At 49.5% G+C, this 18,207-nt stretch carries 18 protein-coding genes; 1 reads left to right on the forward strand and 17 read right to left on the reverse strand.

What is annotated here, in order from left to right; all coding sequences use genetic code 11:
- Positions 1 to 9: 9 nt before the first annotated feature.
- The 13 genes from ABYT30_RS00785 to ABYT30_RS00845 all read right to left on the reverse strand — a co-directional run bounded on the left by ABYT30_RS00785 (position 10) and on the right by ABYT30_RS00845 (position 13,980).
- A complete protein-coding gene (locus ABYT30_RS00785) occupies positions 10 to 2,367 on the reverse strand; it encodes a TonB-dependent receptor (RefSeq protein ID WP_373080839.1) in 2,358 nt (785 codons plus the stop codon).
- A 127-nt stretch (positions 2,368 to 2,494) separates the two neighbouring features.
- The gene (locus ABYT30_RS00790) at positions 2,495 to 3,271 is read right to left on the reverse strand and encodes an HpcH/HpaI aldolase/citrate lyase family protein (RefSeq protein WP_373080837.1); all 777 of its coding nucleotides are present in this window, start codon (positions 3,269 to 3,271) and stop codon (positions 2,495 to 2,497) included.
- Positions 3,272 to 3,433: 162 nt separating this feature from the next.
- Complete coding sequence (locus tag ABYT30_RS00795) at positions 3,434 to 4,336, reverse strand: SMP-30/gluconolactonase/LRE family protein (RefSeq protein WP_373080835.1); 903 nt, start codon at positions 4,334 to 4,336, stop codon at positions 3,434 to 3,436.
- A gap of 96 nt (positions 4,337 to 4,432) precedes the next feature.
- Complete coding sequence (locus tag ABYT30_RS00800) at positions 4,433 to 5,326, reverse strand: LLM class F420-dependent oxidoreductase (RefSeq protein ID WP_373080833.1); 894 nt, start codon at positions 5,324 to 5,326, stop codon at positions 4,433 to 4,435.
- 54 nt (positions 5,327 to 5,380) lie between these two features.
- Positions 5,381 to 6,160, reverse strand: coding sequence for a phytanoyl-CoA dioxygenase family protein (locus tag ABYT30_RS00805; RefSeq protein WP_373080832.1), 780 nt, complete (start codon positions 6,158 to 6,160; stop codon positions 5,381 to 5,383).
- Between the two features lie 56 nt (positions 6,161 to 6,216).
- On the reverse strand, positions 6,217 to 6,732 hold the full coding sequence (locus tag ABYT30_RS00810; RefSeq protein ID WP_373080830.1) for a cupin domain-containing protein: 516 nt from the start codon (positions 6,730 to 6,732) through the stop codon (positions 6,217 to 6,219).
- A gap of 92 nt (positions 6,733 to 6,824) precedes the next feature.
- Positions 6,825 to 7,067: a biotin/lipoyl-containing protein gene (locus ABYT30_RS00815; RefSeq protein WP_373080829.1), complete on the reverse strand. Its 243-nt coding sequence runs from the start codon at positions 7,065 to 7,067 to the stop codon at positions 6,825 to 6,827.
- On the reverse strand, positions 7,067 to 8,071 hold the full coding sequence (locus ABYT30_RS00820) for an alpha-ketoacid dehydrogenase subunit beta (protein WP_373080827.1): 1,005 nt from the start codon (positions 8,069 to 8,071) through the stop codon (positions 7,067 to 7,069). The genes ABYT30_RS00815 and ABYT30_RS00820 overlap by 1 nt, the downstream gene beginning before the upstream one ends.
- A 12-nt stretch (positions 8,072 to 8,083) precedes the next feature.
- Complete coding sequence (locus tag ABYT30_RS00825) at positions 8,084 to 9,079, reverse strand: thiamine pyrophosphate-dependent dehydrogenase E1 component subunit alpha (RefSeq protein WP_373080826.1); 996 nt, start codon at positions 9,077 to 9,079, stop codon at positions 8,084 to 8,086.
- Positions 9,080 to 9,171: 92 nt separating this feature from the next.
- Positions 9,172 to 9,456: an antibiotic biosynthesis monooxygenase gene (locus ABYT30_RS00830; protein WP_373080824.1), complete on the reverse strand. Its 285-nt coding sequence runs from the start codon at positions 9,454 to 9,456 to the stop codon at positions 9,172 to 9,174.
- 369 nt (positions 9,457 to 9,825) lie between these two features.
- Complete coding sequence (locus tag ABYT30_RS00835; protein WP_373080823.1) at positions 9,826 to 10,500, reverse strand: TetR/AcrR family transcriptional regulator; 675 nt, start codon at positions 10,498 to 10,500, stop codon at positions 9,826 to 9,828.
- 181 nt (positions 10,501 to 10,681) lie between these two features.
- On the reverse strand, positions 10,682 to 13,039 hold the full coding sequence (locus tag ABYT30_RS00840) for a TonB-dependent receptor (protein WP_373080821.1): 2,358 nt from the start codon (positions 13,037 to 13,039) through the stop codon (positions 10,682 to 10,684).
- Positions 13,040 to 13,302: 263 nt separating this feature from the next.
- On the reverse strand, positions 13,303 to 13,980 hold the full coding sequence (locus ABYT30_RS00845) for a TetR/AcrR family transcriptional regulator (RefSeq protein WP_373080820.1): 678 nt from the start codon (positions 13,978 to 13,980) through the stop codon (positions 13,303 to 13,305).
- 428 nt (positions 13,981 to 14,408) lie between these two features.
- Between ABYT30_RS00845 and ABYT30_RS00850 the strand changes: the two genes are divergently transcribed.
- On the forward strand, positions 14,409 to 15,893 hold the full coding sequence (locus tag ABYT30_RS00850; RefSeq protein ID WP_373094880.1) for an LVIVD repeat-containing protein: 1,485 nt from the start codon (positions 14,409 to 14,411) through the stop codon (positions 15,891 to 15,893).
- Between the two features lie 137 nt (positions 15,894 to 16,030).
- Here the strand turns inward: ABYT30_RS00850 and ABYT30_RS00855 are convergent, their stop codons facing one another.
- From ABYT30_RS00855 to ABYT30_RS00870, 4 genes are all read right to left on the reverse strand, one after another.
- On the reverse strand, positions 16,031 to 16,690 hold the full coding sequence (locus ABYT30_RS00855; RefSeq protein WP_373094883.1) for a DUF305 domain-containing protein: 660 nt from the start codon (positions 16,688 to 16,690) through the stop codon (positions 16,031 to 16,033).
- 19 nt (positions 16,691 to 16,709) lie between these two features.
- Positions 16,710 to 17,366 carry a cytochrome b/b6 domain-containing protein gene (locus ABYT30_RS00860; protein ID WP_373078204.1) on the reverse strand — a complete coding sequence of 219 codons (657 nt, stop codon included), beginning with the start codon at positions 17,364 to 17,366 and terminating at the stop codon, positions 16,710 to 16,712.
- Entirely contained in the window at positions 17,363 to 17,830 is a 468-nt protein-coding gene (locus ABYT30_RS00865) for a cytochrome c (RefSeq protein WP_373078202.1), read from the reverse strand. Before ABYT30_RS00865 ends, ABYT30_RS00860 begins: the two co-directional genes overlap by 4 nt.
- Before the next feature lie 69 nt (positions 17,831 to 17,899).
- Positions 17,900 to 18,202, reverse strand: a complete 303-nt coding sequence (locus tag ABYT30_RS00870; RefSeq protein WP_373094884.1) for a high-potential iron-sulfur protein — start codon at positions 18,200 to 18,202, stop codon at positions 17,900 to 17,902.
- Between the last annotated feature and the right edge of the window lie 5 nt (positions 18,203 to 18,207).

Consider the following 18,207-nt stretch of genomic DNA (forward strand, 5'->3'; position numbering starts at 1 on the left):
TATCAAAATTTACCACTCATAGCCAAAGCTAATGCCAAAGGTACGGTCAGCATCGCGTGAAATAAAGTGCGCAATATCGTCACGATACCCGGCTGGACTTAGCTGCGATTTAGCGATAACCCAGAACTCGTCTAGCAGGTTTTTGACATAGAATACCGCTTCAAAGCGATTATCCAAGCCGCGCCAACCCAAGTTCAAATCGAGTACTGTATAGCTATCAACAACGCCAAATGGGTTGCGATTACTTGGCTTGGTTTCGCTCTGCCATCTACCACCCAATTGCGCGAAGCCATTGCCATTAAAGAAAGGAGTATCGTAGCGCGCAACGAGCGACACGCTTTTTTCCGGCGCCTTGCCAAGTGGCTCGCCAGCGACATCTTGCTGATCACACTTGCCGTCGTCGTTTAAATCTTCACCGCCCCGTTCACCCGGCTGTTGGCCCGGGAAACAACTGGTGGTGTATTCATTAAATTGCGTAGGGTTGTATAACAGCGATCCAAACACCGTCACAGATTCCAGCGGCTTCGCTTGAATATCGACTTCTAAACCCGCCGTTTGCAATTCACCGGCACTCTCTACCCTATTTTTATAGGTCGGGACGCCGCCCTCTACTACCAGTTCTGATATCTGGCTTTGGAAATTTTTAAACACGGTTTTAAAGATCGCTGCGTTCAACTGCAGACTATTATCGAATAGACGAGTTTTGATCCCAGCCTCTGTATTGAAGGATGTTTCGGGTTCAATCGGATTATCGATCGACTCTTGCAAATCGGTCGCGTATAAATCGAATGCTCTGCCGCGATAGCCTGTCGACACTGTCGCGTATACCTTAATATCATCTGACCAGTCATGAGATAGCGAGACGGTACCGATAACAGCCTCATCAATTACCGACGTGGGAGCTACCGTTAAATCTGTTTCTGAAAGTGGAACGCCTGTACCGTCCTGGGTCACTGATCCAACTAAATGGCTTGCTACGGTAACTTCCTCATTGATATAACGGGAGCCACCGGTCAATTGCCACGCTTCTGAAATATGCCACGTAAGCTGTCCGTAAACTCCGAGGTTTTCTGTGCCGACATCAGAATCTTGTGTGGCTTGTTGATTAAAACTTTCGCCAGGCACAAAACCTAAAAACTCTAAATCCGGTAAAGGAATAAATCCCGGGGCTGTTCCGGCAACAACCAACTCTGCAGGGATATCAGTTACAACGCCATAGAGATAATCCTCAACGTCATTATCAAACCACAGAACGCCGGCAGTATAGTCAATAGCCCCACCGCCCATTGAGGTGATTCTGAATTCTTGGGTAAAGCTCGAGATGTTACGCACACCGTCGCTATTGTTGACATCGAGCCGGTCACCCGTCAGATTGGGAATACCCAATCGATATGAATTTTCAAAATCCCGATACCCCGTTACCGATGTAAATAGGTGATCGCCCCGCTCCCAATTGATAATCAAGCCCAAACCACTATTAATCAATATGGACTCATTGGTGCCAAAGGTTTCTGCTTTATTATTTTCCTCGTGGAAATCGACACGGCTTTTCGATGCCGATTCCTCATTCATTGAGGCAAAAGTCACCGGCGACGCTTCGCCATCAAAATTTTGATGATCAATGGTTAATTTCGCTGTTAGCGTTTCTGTAGCATCCCATACAACTTTAAGGCGCCCACCATAACTGTCATTTTTCGGGACAATTTCCTCAAAAGACACGTCTTCATACGGACCTTCCTCTTGACGGACAAAGCCGCTGAAGCGCACGCCGACGTTATCACTTACTGGCCCGCTAGCACTAAAATCAACTTTGCTGTTATAGCCGGGTAGTTCGCCGGGGTCTTCATACAGCGCGTTAATGCGCGCTTCGAACTGATCCGCTGGGTCACGGGAGATAACGTGAACAAGCCCCGCAGTGGAGTTTTTGCCAAAAAGTGTGCCCTGAGGGCCGCGAAGTACTTCGATACGCTCAACGTCTGAATATTCAAAACTCGCCATTTCCGTTCTTGCAACGGGAACCTCATCCACCACCACAGAGACACCCGCTTCCATAGCGGGACCACTAACGAAGGAACCTACCCCGCGAATATTTAATGAGGCATGCGAGGGCTGGTCTGTCTCTATGTATTTTAGCGAGGGTACCAGCTTGGTAAGATCCTCTATATTGCCAATTTGGTAGTTTTCGAGCTGATCACCGGAGAATGCGGATATCGCCATCGGCACATCTTGCAGATTTTGCTCACGCTTATTGGCCGTAACGACCACTTCCTCGATTTGCCCGCGCCCCTGAGCAATGACCTGCTGGACCGGTGTTGTACCGAGTACCGCCAGGGTAAGGGGTAATACGACGCCTTTTTTCCTATTCATGGGGAGTCCTCGTCAAATTATTATCATTTATTTTCAAACATGTATTACTGGAATATTTTATACATTCTAAAACTCGCGTCACCGCGATAGGCAACGCCTCCGCGCTACGGCGGGTTTGGTTAGCACATCACTTACTACCACAGCTAAACTGATCAACAACCTCTCGGCAAGCCGCCAGCTCTGCCTTGGCCGCGTTCATCAAGAACAGCGTTGCTGCGCCAATGGGTATAAAGCGAATACCGCGAGCAAGTAATTCTTTGGCGTCGGCGGCATCTACGGCTGCGTTACCCGCAATTTTGCCGTGCCGCTCACACGCGGCAACCAGTTGTTCCATGGCCTTTATAATCGGCGGTGACGGCAAGGCCGAAAATATTTGCTCCCTAGGCAAGCCCATGCTTACTGCTAGGTCCGCACCACCCATTAGCACACAATCCACCCCCGGCGTAGCGGCGATGGCGTCGAGGTTTTTTAAGCCCTCAACTGTTTCGATCATGACCACACAAAACGGGTCGTGGTCGAGGGGATTGCCGCCCATCACGTTGCGCGCCTGACCAATAGAGCGCGTTCCATGGGGCGGGTAACGCATTGCATCGGCGATAACCTTGGCCTGCTCTGGTGTCGACACCATCGGCGCGATGACGCCGACCGCGCCAATATCCAAGGCCCTACCGATCTCGGCTGGGTCGTGACCACCAACGCGAACCAGTGCTGGCGTGCCACCGAGCTGCAGTGATTGAAGAATTGATAACAGACCGTCCCAGCTCGCGGTGCCGTGCTGTAGATCGACGATGACCCAATCAAAGCCCACCGCACCATAACGCTCGGCAATCAAGTTACAGCGTATGCCGTACCAGCTTCCCAGTGTTGCAGCGCCATCTTGGAGTGCAGTCCGTATAGAGTTCATATAAAACCTTTTAATTTATACCTTATTATTTGAACATCTTAAAAAATGCAACAATCGAATATCATTGCATTTAGACTAAGTATGCCTGAATGTTACAATTACTCAAATTAAACTCATGTCGCTCTGTACCCATCCGCTTTTGGCTAGTGAGCGATCAATGCCTCAAACCGCCATTGGCGTGTCTTCTAGCCCCTTAAATTGCGTTTTCAAGGCATAGACCGGGCCATTAAGTTCAAAACCGGGGGGCGTGGCGTTCCCAACACGCATTTGTGTGGTGGTTATAAACAAAGTGTCGAGTTCTGGCCCACCGAATACCGCTTTTGTTGGGCTGGAGAACGGCAAGTTGAGCACATAATCCAAAGTGCCGTCTGGCAGATAGCGATGTAGCGCGCTACCATACATTACGGAAAGCCAATAACCACCCTCTGCATCGACGGTTGCACCATCGAGAAAACCCACTTCGGGAGGCATGGTCAAAAAGTCTCGCCGACCAGACAGCGTGCCGCTGGCCGGATCCAGATCGTAGGTAAATATTTGTCGGGACGGTGAATCGGCCGCGTAAATCCTTTTGCCATCCGGGCTGAATGCCAATCCGTTAGCGATATTTATTTTTGTAATTTCAGGGATAAATTTATCGCCATCGAGACGCAAATAGGCAGCGCCTTGCGGATTGCGATTTTCGGGCGTGAAATCGTGATCGTAGGCACCAACCCAAAGCCGGCCCTGTCGATCAGTGGCGCACTCATGTAGCTTTACATGGGGCGGCAGCGGCGAGGCAGCACGCAAGCTCAGCTCGCCCGATGCAAGGTCGATATCGTATAGACCAGAGCCGAGAAACACGACCGCACCGCCACCCCGTTTAAGCGCAACGCCGCCAATCCGCTCTGGCATCGGCCACACCTTGTGCGCATTTGTTTCTGGCGACCAGCGATGCAACTCCGCTTCCTTCTCACAATTAATCCAGTACAGGGATTGTTCGGCGACCGACCACACCGGCGTTTCGCCAAGGTAATTGCTAACCGGCACTGCGCGGAAGTCACTGATTGAAGTGTTCTGTGTTTTCACTGTGGATCCTTTAATAGTTAATTCATCGCCATTTGGCACTAATATTTAGCACTACTATTTGTCGCTATGAATTCTCATCGCCTAGCCATTTTTCACTTACAGTTCCAGCGCCGCCAAACCTTCGAGCTGTTCCAAATAATGCGCCGTAGAATGCGCAGTGAAGTTCAAAGTAGTCTTCGTCGCCCCCGCTGCAAACAGATCGCGAATCGTCTTGGCTGCATGTTCTGGCTCAGCGATCGGGTCGATACGATTAGGCGGCGGCAAGATCATTTGCAGCGGACGTTCCCGCTCATGCCAGCTCGGTAATTCACGCGCCTTAGCAATCATCGCCCCCATTTCTTCCGCGGTCAGGCCGAAGGGCATCCAACCGTCACCCAGCTCTACCGCGCGACGAAGTGAACGCGGTGTGCGCCCGCCGATAAACAGTGGAACGTCGCGCCGAAGCGCGCAGGGATCAATCGTCAACCCCGAAAAATCATAATAAGGACCGTGATACTCGGGTTCCCGCTGACCAAGACAAGCCTTCAACGCACGTAAGGCATCGTCTGCACGGGCGCCGCGCTCGACGAACTCAGCACCGCCAATACCCAGAAGGTCGAACTCCTCTTTAAGCGTGCCCACCCCAAGGCCGAGATTAAGACGTCCGCCACTCACGGTATCGAGGGTGCCATAACGCTTGGCAATTTCCAGCGGATGGTGGTAACCAAGTACCAAAACAGCCGTCGTAAATTCGATATTCGTTGTTATTGCCGAAAAATAGCCAAAGGTAGCCAATGGGTCGTAATAGCGAACACCCCTTCGTTGAGCCTCTTGGCTAGGCACGCCAATATGTTCAGCGCAGGCAATGTGATCGTAGCCAAGCCGGTCTGCCGCGCTAACAATACTGGCAATTTCTTTAAACGTGACACTGCTTGCCCAGCCACCGTCGAGCGCAGGCGAAAGCGACAAACCTGGACCGTTTATACCAATCTTTGAAATATCGAGTGACATTTTTTATTCCTTTTTCAATTGCGATGGACTTATATAATCCATCGCAGGCAACCACTATTGCTTAGCGCGCAAGCGGGTAAACTCACCGCCCATACGAGTATTACCAGGTAAGCCAAGACCAAATAAGCGACGCCCTTCCTCGTCGAGACTTGCTTTCGTTTCTGGCGACAGCGCCGCTTCCCAATTGAACTGCGTCCGAATAAAATCTAGATTGTAGTAAGCAAAGGCGAGACGTCGCTCTCGGTCGACACTGACATTAGCACCGGAGGTGTGCCACAGGCGCCCCTCCATAATTACTAGCGAGCCCGCCGGCGCTTCGAAAGCTTGCAAATGCTTATCGATATCCTGTGGTACCTCTGCAAACGTGCGGTACCGGTGGCTTTTCGGTATGAAACGGGTGGCACCATTTTCTTCGTCAACATCGTCAAGACACCAAATCACATTGATCGACCACGGCGCTAACCAAGGTTCAGGAACCAATAGAGCTTGATCGGAATGTGTAGTCATCGGCTTTGAACCCGGCAAGGCGTTGTTAGCAGTAAAATTAGAGATGATAAAATTTTCGCCCAGTACCGCCTCCACAAATTCAAGCGCCGCTGGATGACGAAGCAATTCAATAAATATCGGATCCTTTTCTGGTAAATTGTAAACTCGAACATTCGCGGCATTCGGATCTAATCTTGCGTCAAAGGTATCGCCGCCCGTCGCACGTATTTCCGCAACCGACTTATCAAACGCCTTCTGAGCACGTTTGAGTTCGTCTGAAGACAGCACATTCGGTGCAACGCAATAACCCTCGTCCTTTAATTGACAACGCTGCTGCTCAGTAAGCATGATGACCTCTAAATTTTAAAATATTACTTTTCAAGACGATTGATTTACGCATTACTTCACTGATCACTCAAGAGTGGCGAAACCGCATTTTTCCAATCTTCTTGGTTGTTTTTGCAGGTTTCGATTGCCTTTGGCCAGAAGTTAGCGCCCGACAGACATTTAAAATTAAAGGCCTGCGCGTGACGAAACTCCAGCACTTCTACGCCGTTCTCGCCAACTGGAACATAAATATAGGGAACATTGGCCGGAACAAAAAATCCGTCGCCCTTCTTTAAAATTTCAGTGCCGAGCTGCAATGCGCCAGAGATAATGACGTACAAACAATCAGAATCGTGGGTGTGCCGAGTCAGCGGGTAATTTTTCTTGAGCCAAGCGTGGGTCAGACTGAAACCCGGTAAATTAAAAAGTACGTGGGCTTCATCGCCTTCCTTTAGACCGTGCGCGACTGCTTCATTTACAAACGGCCGCACGTCTGAAGGGAAATCGACAGACATAATTTCCGAATCGAGAAGGGTGTTCGCATCCTGCGCACGAAAAATTTGGAATTTGGCTTCACTCTTAGTTTCTATCATGTTAATTCTCTCGTTTCGTTTACGTTCAGCACACAGTTAAATATAAAGCGCCAAGGCAGCATATTCACTGCTAGCGTCCTAGCCATTCGGCGCTACTCAGTTTCTATCGTCGCAATGTGACTACGAACATCAGCAGTCTCACCTTCTGGCACAACAATCTCGACCAGCCTGCCACTTTCTGGCGACGGAACTTCTACTGTCGACTTTGCCGCTTCAACGATAACAAGTATTTCACCCGCCTCGACCTTGTCGCCGACGGCTTTTAGCCATTCGGTTATTTCGCCGTCTTGCATGCCCATGCCGTACTGGGGAAGTACTACTTTGATCTTAGCCATTAACGTTCTCCTGAAGATGAGGCCAATGATGTATCACAAACCAGCCTGCGCGCGGCGGCAACAATTCGATCGACCGACGGGTAAAGTGGCTTTTCTATTAAGGGACTAAAGGGCAGATGGGTGTCTGCCGTGTTCACGCGTAGCACTGGTCCGCGCAAAGCGTCAAAGGCATGTTCAACAATAATTGCAGCAATCTCACTGCCGGCACTGCAGGTCTGGTGGGCAGGATCAACCGTGATTGCCCGACCGGTTTTACGCACTGACTGCAGAATAAGTTCCCGGTCGAGAGGTACAAGTGTGCGAGGATCGATAACTTCGAGGGAGATACCCTCGCTTTCTAGACGCTTTGCCGCTTTAAGCGCAAGGGGTACGCCTCCAGCGATAGCGACCACGGTAATGTCGGTGCCTTCGCGCTTAATTTCCCCTTTGCCAAGCGGAATAAAAAAATCAGGGTCCTCAGGAAGTTCCGCCTTACTCGTCCAGCAGGTGCTGTCTTCAAAGCAAAGGACTGGATCGTCGTCGCGAATAGCCGCCTTGAGCAGGCCCTTTGCATCTCGAGCATCTGAGGGCACAATAATTTTTAAACCCGGCACATTCATAAACATCGAATAGGGCCGATCACTGTGCTGGGCTGCATTGGAATTACCGTAGAACAGGCAGCTTCTAATCACTAAGGGCAGGCGCGCTTGGCCGCCATAGATATAGCGTGATTTGGCGATAATACTCATTATTTGATCCATCGCCGGATACAGGAAGGAAGCGATTGTGGCATCGACGATCGGCCGCATCCCAACCATAGCCGCGCCCGCTGCGGCGCCGATAAAACCATTCTCGGAAATCGGTGTATCGCGAACCCGCTCTTCACCAAAGAGATCGACAAATCCGGTGGTTGTACCATAGACATTGCAAATAATGTCTTCGCCCATGATAAAAACACGGGAATCGCGCTGCATCTCTTCCATTTGCGCTTGGCGGATAGCTTCGAGGTAACTGGTTCTAGCCATGAGACTCGCTCCTTATTGGCTTAAAAAATCTGGGATGGGGAGCCGTTCAGAGAACACATCATCGAATGCCTCAAGCTGATCTGGGTAATCGCTGTCGCGCGCAAACTGGAGTGCATCTGCCACTGCCACCTTAGCCTCGTGATCAATGCGGTCTAAAACGTCAGCGGCTACGCCACTATCGATTAATTGCTTTCGATAAAGGGTAATGGGGTCACGCTTACGCCACTCATCGACTTCTTCACCGCGATCTAATAGCACCCGCCCCATATTCACTGCGTGATCTGCGTATCGATAGGTTTTCATTTCAAGAAAAGTGGGGCCGCCGCCGCCCCGCGCCAGCTCCACAGCTGCAGCAACAGCAGCTTCAACGGCATCCACATCTTGGCCGTCGACAACAAACGAGGGAATACCATAGGCTTTCCCTCGATCAGCAATATTCGCAAGCGGCACCACAGCGCTGGCCGGTGTAGAGACAGCGTAGCCATTGTTCTCGCAAACAAATATGGCAGGTAGCTTCCAAATGGCAGCGAGGTTTAAGCCTTCATGAAATGCACCTTCATTAGTCGCGCCATCACCAAAAAAGCACAGTGTTACGCGGTCATTACCCTGAAGCTTAGAACCGAGCGCGGCGCCCGCGGCGACAGGTATACCAGAGCCGACAATACTGGTTTCGCCTAAACTGCCTATCGAGAAATCGGCCAGATGCATAGACCCGCCTTTGCCTTTGCAGACACCGGTCACTTTGCCCAAAAGCTCCGCCATCAACGGACGTAAAGTCGCGCCTTTGGCTATTGGATGACCATGGCTGCGGTGATTGCCAACCATGTAGTCATCGTCGCGCAAGGCCATACAAGCGCCAACCCCTGTTGCCTCTTGCCCTGTGTAAGTGTGCAAAGATCCAGGGATTTCGCCTGCGGCATGAATCGCTTCTGCAGTCGCTTCAAACTCGCGAATGCGGAGCATTCTCCGGTATTTCTCGAGATTGCGTTCCTTAGTTTGTTCAGTCATTTTTTTCCTCGCTCTCTGAGAAAATAATCTCGCCATACACGCCGAGCCTCAGCTTATTGCCCGGACCGCAGCATCCCAAATACCCAGGGTATTTAGCCAATGTCGAAATGCTGCATATCGACGCTCTCTACAAAGGCCCCAATCAGTTCAATGAACGCTGCATAGCCTGGCGTTTTGGTAAAGCTTATGTGCGCTTCGACGGAATCCCACTCAAGCACCAGAATGAATTTGCTTGGACTTTCGACTCCCCGACCCACTTTGACTGAATGACAGCCAGCCGCAGCTGCCAGCAGTGCGGAGCCCCTGCTTTTCATCGCGCCAGCAAAAGCGCCCTCGGAGCCTTCTTTCAGCGATATTTCAGCGCGCTCTATTATCATTTTCATCTCCAGCGGTGAAGCTAACCGCTCTATTCATTGAGCCTGACGGCCTCACTATAATTAACAGACCATTAGTTTGTTTTTTTGCTTATAATGCATTCACCCAGCCACTCTGTCAAGCGGGCTGCTTGAGCGGTAAAAATCAATATATCAAGCTGTAATGTACTTTTCGGCCGCAGTTAATTTGTTAGAAATGAGTTTACAGTGATGCTCTATTAAAGAATGCCCCCTGCGCCACGACGCCACACAGCGTTACCTAAGATCAAAGGAGAGGCGCGCAGGATCAACATAGTTGGCAAGCTTGGGCCGTGCGGTGTAGACGATTAATGTGTACGACAACGCCATGAAAGCGTCTCGTATACTTTGCGGTTAGGCCGTGATTTTGAGGCCATCAATTAAGGCAATAAGCGCGACATTGAATTGCTCTTGGGCTTCAGCACGGTCTTGGGCATGAGCAATCGCCAGCGACGCGTCGTGGAGCGCGCCCATGACGAGGGTCGCCAAAGGTCCGGCAGGCTGTTTGGCAATAATATTGCGATCCATCAGCATCTCAAAAGTTTCGACAAAGCCATCTAGTAGGTATTCGGAAAGAATTGCGCGCCAACGCTGCCAACCAAGAACTGCGGGGCCGTCAATCAAAAGTATGCGCTGACACTCCTCATTAGACGTAACCATTTTAAGGTGTGCATCAACGGCGACAATAAGCTGCCGCCAAGGATCTCCCGAAAACGGAGCTGCTGCATTCGCACCAACCTCGTGAAGCTCAGCTGACACAAGGCGAAATACCGCTTCGAATAGTTCTGTTTTACCCGCAAAATGATGGTAGAGCGCGCCGCGTGTTGTAGACGTTTCCGCTAACAGATCACTGATTCCGGTTTGATTGAAACCCGCGCCGGCAAAAAGTTTACGAGCACCTGCCAACAAGCGATTCTGAGTAACTATAGCCCTCGCCTGAACGGTCTTAGAATCTTTAATAACAACGTCTCTTTTATTGCTTGCGACAACCCTTAAGGCGTCCACACTACTGGCTCCTGCTTTTTTCACTTGTCGCACTACCTCACACTCTTGAGCACGCCACGCCCTCGGACTAAGCGTTATATTCATTCGCAATTCTAACCGGCCACAAAGTAATCCCGTTTCTGCATCAGCGTAGAAACTGGCCTTTGAAAACTACCGCGCCACTTGCTAATGCCGCACCCATCAACAAAGAAAAAAGTACCTATCCCTACCACTCATAACCCAGACTTACACCAAACGTTCGATTCGCATCCCGTGGAAAGAAATGCGCCACATCTTCACGACTATTGGTGGCGGTCAGCCCTGTTTTAGAGACAACATAGAATTCGTCGAAAATATTCTTGACGTAAAACACCGCTTCAAAGCGATTGTCGAATCCGCGCCAACCTAGGTTTAAATCAAATACGGAATAGGCATCAATAGTTAAATTCGGGTGACGGTTATTTGGTTCAGTTTCACTTTGCCATCTGCCCCCCAATTGCGCGAACCCCATACCGCCATAAAACGGCGTATCGTAGCGCGCAACGACGGCAACACTGTGTTCCGGCGCGCCGCCCAAGGGCTCGCCAGTGACATCTTGTTGGTCGCAAGCGCCATCGTCATTCAGGTCTTCGCCGCCATCTTCTCCGGGTTGCTGGCCGGGAAAGCAGCTCGTTGTGTATTCATTGAACTCGGTGGGGTTATACAAAATCGAACCAAACAATGTGAGCGCTTCTAAGGGCCTCGCCTGAAAGTCAACTTCTACCCCTCGGGTTTCCAGTTCGCCAGCGCTTTCAATCCGATTTTTGTAGGTAGGCACGCCACCAGATACCTCAAGCCGTGATATCTGGCTCTGGAAATTACTAAATACGGTTCGGAATACCGTCATATTCAGCTCTAGGCTATTGTCGAACAAGCGTGATTTGATACCGAACTCGGTATTAAACGACGTCTCCGGCTCGACCGGGTTGGCAACCGCCTCTTCTAATTCCGTGGCGTTTAGATCAAAGGCTCTACCGCGATACCCTGTTGACACAGTCGTGTACAGGGTAATGTCATCAGACCAATCGTGCGATAAAGACATAGCACCGATCACCGCCTCATCAATCACCGAGGTAGGCGCAATCATCACATCGCTTTCAGAAACCGGCGCGCCGGTCGTATCCTGTTGAATCGCCTGCTTTTTCCGGGTTGACACGGTGACTTTTTCATCAATATAGCGCGCGCCACCGGTCAGGTGCCAAGCGTCGGAAATATTCCAGGTAAGCTGGCCATAGACGCCGAGATTTTCAGTTCCGATATTCGAATTTTGGTCTGCAACTTGATCTAATCCTTCGCCGGGAACTGCGCCCAGACCCTCTAGGTCAACCAGTAGCGGCACGCCGGGCGCTGTTCCAGTAATGATCACTTCGGTGGGGATATCGGTAACCGCGCCAAATTCCCGATCGTCTATTTCATTGTCAAACCACAAAATGCCTGCGCTATAGTCGATGGTGCGCGCGCCAGTAGAAGTAATACGAAATTCCTGAGTAAAGGTGTCGATATCTCTCACGCCGTTAAGGTCAACACTGAGCCTTTCGCCAGTGAATTTTGGAATCCCCAATCGGTTACGGTTTTTAAAATCGCGATAGCCGGTGACCGAGGTAAGCAAAAGATCGCCTATATCCCAGTTTACGATGAGCCCCATACCGCTGTTTATCAATACAGATTTATTATTACCGAAGGTTTCGGTTCTGTTGTTTTCATCGTGGAATCGAACACTACTTTTGGATTGTTTTTCCTCGGTAGCGGAGGAAAAAGTAACCGGTGACGATTGTCCGTCAAAATCCTGATGTTCAAGGGTAAGCCGGACGGAAACGGCGTCGGAAGCATCCCAAACCAGTTTTAAACGCCCGCCTAGACTAGTGTTTACTGGCAGTACCTCGTCATCAAAAGCGGCGTCGACATAGGGTCCGGCTTCCTTTCGGTAGAAGCCACTAAAACGCACCCCGATATCCTCGGTTACGGGGCCGCTGGCATTGAAGCTCACCTTGCCGTTATAGCCAGGGAGGTCGCTTGGATTTTCGTAGTTTGCAGCAAGCGATGCTTCAAATTCAGGCGAAGGATCGCGGGAGATGACGTGGATCAAGCCGGCCGTAGCGTTTTTACCAAAGAGCGTACCCTGTGGGCCGCGAAGTACCTCGATGCGTTCAACATCTGAATATTCAAAGCTGGTCATCTCCGTTCTGGCGATCGGCACTTCGTCGACCACCACCGCTACCCCAGCCTCAAGAGCAGGGCTGGAAACGAAGGAGCCAACACCGCGAATACTCAAGGATGCGTGGGAAGGCTGATCCGCTTCGACGTATTTTAACGATGGCACCAGCTTGGTGAGGTCTTCAATATTGCCGATTTGATAGTTTTCCAGCTGCTCACCAGAAAATGCTGAAATTGCCATGGGCACATCTTGCAGGTTCTGCTCGCGCTTATTAGCGGTAACGATCACCTCTTCGATCTGTCCGCGCCCCTGAGCTATGGACTGCTGGAACGGCGAAATACCGAGTACAACCAGACTAAGGGGCAGAATAACGCCATTTTTATTATTCATCAGGAAACCTACTTTAAATATTTTTATTAGATTATTAGCAATGTACTTAAAACGTTTTTTATAAAATCTGGCGTCGCTAGGAAAACGGGCTTACTCAGCGAGTAATTGACCCACAACCAATGCAACACACATACCCATTTACAAAAGAGACCAACAGTTGGTTTTTTTAAGAATGGCTATCTTCAGACAAAATGTCAAGTGTATAGGCTATGGCAAACCGATATTATCTGGCGTTCCCTAGTAAACCCAAGGCGCGGCTAGTCCTAAACCCTAAGCCCCTCAATCAGGGAAATAAGCGCCGCCTTAAATTGCACTTGGGCCTCAACATGGTCTTCGGCATGCGCAATCGCCAATGACGCATCATGGAGTGCTCCCATGACCAGCGTTGCCAATGGCCCTGCGGGCTGCTCAGCGATAATTTTACGAGCCATTAACATCTCAAACGTCACGACAAAGCCGTCCAATAAGTATTCAGACAGAATTTCGCGCCAGCGCTGCCAGCCCAGTACTGCAGGTCCGTCGATCAGCAGAATGCGCTGACACTCCTCATTTGAAGTGACCATTTTAAGGTGTGCGTCAATGGCAACAAGTAGCTGTTTCCAAGGATCGCCAGAAAAAGGTGCCGCAGCCTTGGCACCAATATCGTGCAGGTCGGCCGCAACAAGACGAAACACCGCTTCAAATAGCTCAGTCTTGCCCGCGAAATGATGGTACAGCGCCCCGCGTGTAGTGGCCGTTTCTAGCAATAAATCACTGATGCCGGTTTGATTAAAACCTGAGCGGGCAAACAGCGTGCGCGCCCCTGCTAAAAGGCGATTCTGAGTAATAACTGCCCTAGCCTGAACAGCTTTTGGGTCTTTAACAGCGGTATTTTTTTTGCCCTTCGCGGTGCGACTTGACGCTTCTGCACGTATGGATCCTAATTTAATCTCTTGCCCCACTAGCTCACACCCTTATATACATTTAAACGCTGAATTAACCTCAGCAGTATATCTTTGCTGCACCCGGTCGTCGAAATTAGTTTGCAGCTACCCGAATTTATGCGTACGGAGCCACCGAGACGGCCTCGGCCATCGCGCCAGTTGATGGCACAATGGATCTATTGAAAATACAAATGGATTTGGGTACTAATCCACGACACATTGAATCTGCTTAATTAGTTTTTAAACTTGAATTTTTCCTCATACGGCATAGATTGATTTCAAATATAGTATTGGACTTGTCGAATTGCGATGCATACTGTCTCTAGTATAAGAATATCTATCGCAAACCTATCCTAGATTACAGCGCCGATTGCCAAGGAGAAAATATGGGAATAATAATAAAGACTTACAAACCTTATAGGCTTAAATCTGATTGGTTTCAACGCATGGAATTTAAGCCGTACCTAAAAACGGTTTCAGCCTTAGTACTTTGCAATATATTTTTGACTGGCTGTGGCGGCAGTTCAGCCACGAATGATCAAAGGACCATAAATGTTGAGCCCGATGCGACCTACACCTCGCAAGTTGTTCAGCCCTACTCCGTTGCAACGTCGACATCCGTGCCAAGAGCAATTTGTGGTGCCGGATCCGAGCCAGAAACTGGTCTCCAGGGCCAATTGCCGTCGGAAGATTACGACAGCGGTCGTGCAGCTCGCGGTTATACCTGTAATACAGAGTTGATCAGTCAATTAAACTACGAGTATATGGGAAGCTCAGGAAGCTTCAACGTAATGCGTTACGTCGATACAAAAGGCCACGAATGCGCGTATTTTGATACTTCTAATTTATCCCCCATAAATTTGTTCGGTGATACCGCAGGCGTCGCTGTAGTCGATATGTCTGATCTTGCTAATCCGGTGTTAGTAGACAGCCTAAAAACTCCTGCGATGTTGTCGCCGCACGAGTCACTAATACTTAATGAGAAACGGGGGCTGCTAATCGCTGTATTGGGCAACCCAGCGACCTACCCAGGGATCATCGACATATATGACCTAAGCGAAGATTGTCGAGAACCAAAACTCAGATCTAGCCAACTCATTGCCGGTGTATTAGGTCACGAAAGTGGCATCTCCCCCGACGGCAACACCTTCTATACGGCATCCGCACTGGCACCCACAGTGTCCGCTGTTGACATCAAGAACCCTGACGAGCCCAAATTCCTAAGTGTTTTTCCACTAAATGGTCACGGAATTTCCATTAGTGATGATGGCAATACTGCTTATGTTACAAGTCTTGGCATAGTGCCATACGGTCCCCCGCCAGAACTGACGGGCAAGGGTGTTGAAATTTTCGATGTTTCCGAAGTGCAAGCACGATTAGCGAATCCGATGATGCACCGTATTTCTAATATAGTCTGGGACGGTAACGGTGCACCTCAATACGCTGCACCCTTTCGCAACAGAGGGCGCTGGTATCTATTTGAGACAGACGAATTTGGCGCAGCGTCATCGCCAGGCCCTGGGTCGGCCCGGATAATTGATGTGACCGACAACACAGCACCCGAAATAATTGCTGATGTACGCTTAGAAGTACATCAGGAAGAGCACCTCACGGCGATTGAAAATGACCCTGACGCCGCTAGCACCCCGGGTTACTCCGCTCATTATTGCGATGTCGAGCGCAAGGAAAGCCCGACAATTGCAGCATGTAGTATGGGAATCTCCGGTTTACGCGTATTTGACATTCGCAACCCGTATCGGCCTCGTGAAATTGCCTACTTCAATCCACCAAGCGATTTACGTGAGAATCGAGAAACAATATCTACAATCTCTAGGCCAATTTTTGTTCGCGAGCGCAAAGAAATTTGGTATGCGGATTCTGCCAATTTTTACGTTGTAAGACTTACTAATAACGCTTGGCCAGAGCAATAATTAAGCTATTGAGGACTGTACCCCCTACCATGTTGATTAAGCTAACCTCTATATTCAGCTTGATCAACATAGTTAGCACCTCAATCAACGGGGGCATTCAAGACACTTCTTACCCTAAGTTTTAATATTCAAAATTACTATTTTGTGATCGCATTCAATGCCCTACGCATCATCATAAGCTCTTTCGTTTGTTCAATAATCATCCTTTGGGCGAGATTCCGGACGACTGGAAGCCTAGCAAACTCAGCGGCAAATTTTGCCATTGGAATTCCGCCTTCATGGTGTCGCAACATCAATTCTAGGAAACGAGCGTCCCGTGCGTCTCGATCCATCTTCCGCAGCTCCTCAAGCTCCGAATTCTTCACTAATCCGGGCATACCTAGCTCAGAGTCACGACAGTCTAATAAATATTGCTGAAGTTCCTCGCTTGGCAGTTTAGGCGCCAGTAGCATCCAATTCATGTCCATTGTAGCGGGATAAGTTTCCACCCCCCACAATTGTAACCAACCGCGCATTGTCCCGATTTCTATCAGCTGCGCGGTGGATATTGAAAGCGCAAAATTACGCAGCTTAGATGGTCGCTTATCTGTAACCACACGATCATCAAGCAATAATTGGGAAAGCAATACTGCTTGATCGTGATGGACACTCATGTATTGCGCAAACCCTATATCGATAGGACTAGCAGTCAAAGTATCACTATTTCTATTGGTATTAGCGAAGGGACTAAAATAACAAAATGCGAAGCCAGCACAAATAATAAGCATCGGTATGATTAATAATCGTTTAGCCACCATATAATCTAGGACCAATAATTTAGAGTTGAAATCCTGCCGCGACCCACCACGCCACGAAAACCGCGACAATAGTCACACACCCAATACGCCACCATGACGCAAACGTAATTGGCTGAGCGTCATTTGAAATGCCTGATCCGGTAATCATTGATCGAATTAAATTAGAGCGTTTGTAGACCAGATAGAAAAGCACTGCCGCGATGTGTACCACAATCAATACCTGCAGGACGATAAAGCTGGTTTCATGCCAGTTCGCAAATTGGCGGGCTAGATCAAAATCGACGCGATAAGACAGTGGCCCAGACTCCAATCCATCAACATCGACTGCGAACAAACCGCTCACTAGCTGGCTTAGCAGAGCAAAAAGTAGAACCAGGCTACTCCAGCCTCCGAGGGGGTTATGCCCAGTGAATTGACTACGCTCCCGCGTCAATAAGCTAGGCAGGTAGCCCAAAACCTCTCCCGGCGCCCGAACAAAGTGGGTAAAGCGCGCTGTCGTCGACCCTACAAACCCCCATAAGAGCCGAAATATAAGCAGGCCAAGAACCGCATAGCCACTCATCAGATGCCAATCCATATGGTCATCGTGGGTCCACCAGGAAAACGGGATTAACACTACCAAGGCCCAGTGCACGAGCCGTGTTGGTGCATCCCAAATTTTTCGTACTTGGTTCATTCGTCGAACCGGAATTTGTCGTGACAGCCTTTGCACTCACGGCCTAAAGACTTAAGTTGTGCCCGTGTTTTTTTCATGTCTTTTTGTTTCGCTACCAACACTAACTTATCGGCTTGTTCTATGGCTTTGGTATAGCGACTTTCAAACTCCGCCTTATTCTTCCAAATACTTTCCAGCGCCTTGGTTTCTATTCCCGCCTCGGGACCGCTGCCCTCTGGAAACATGGGTTGGACTTCGCGAAGCCCTGACGCAATCCGCTTTACCGAACTTTTTATCACAAAATTCATCGGCGCAGACTTGCGCGTCTCGTCACGAATGGCTTTCACTGCTGTACCAATTTCCCGGTACAAGGCCTGCCGTTGTTCAATAATTTCGGTATATTCAGCGCTTTGGCATATAGCGGCAATGGGGATAAACGCAAGGAATACGCCGAGCAAAAGTCGTTTATGTTTAACTAATCCCATGGTGAAAATCCGATATAGTTATTTTCTGTTAATGTAAATTTTGGAATACCAGTGCCGTAAAGCCTAAACTTAGGCCTTCGCCACCCAAGAATCACACAGGCTTTCAGCGGCCACGCCACCACCGCTGAACATCATGCAAGTGCCGCACGACGCGGTTTGAGTTGCCTTAAAAAAAGCACAGCCACCGCAGCTTTTCTGTGAGTCAGTTGACACCGCAATAAAGTTAAGTGATTTACGTAGATTGCGGTCACTCATTGGTAGCTTTGCCATATCAAAGCAGCTTTCTGCCAGAGCCGTGTTGCCCAAAACAATACCGGCACCACCGACGAGTAAATTCACAAAGGATCGCCGTGTGCATTTAGCCTCAAGCATAATTT

It is taken from the genome of Zhongshania sp. (genome assembly GCF_041623545.1).
Classification (GTDB): Bacteria; Pseudomonadota; Gammaproteobacteria; order Pseudomonadales; family Spongiibacteraceae; genus Spongiibacter.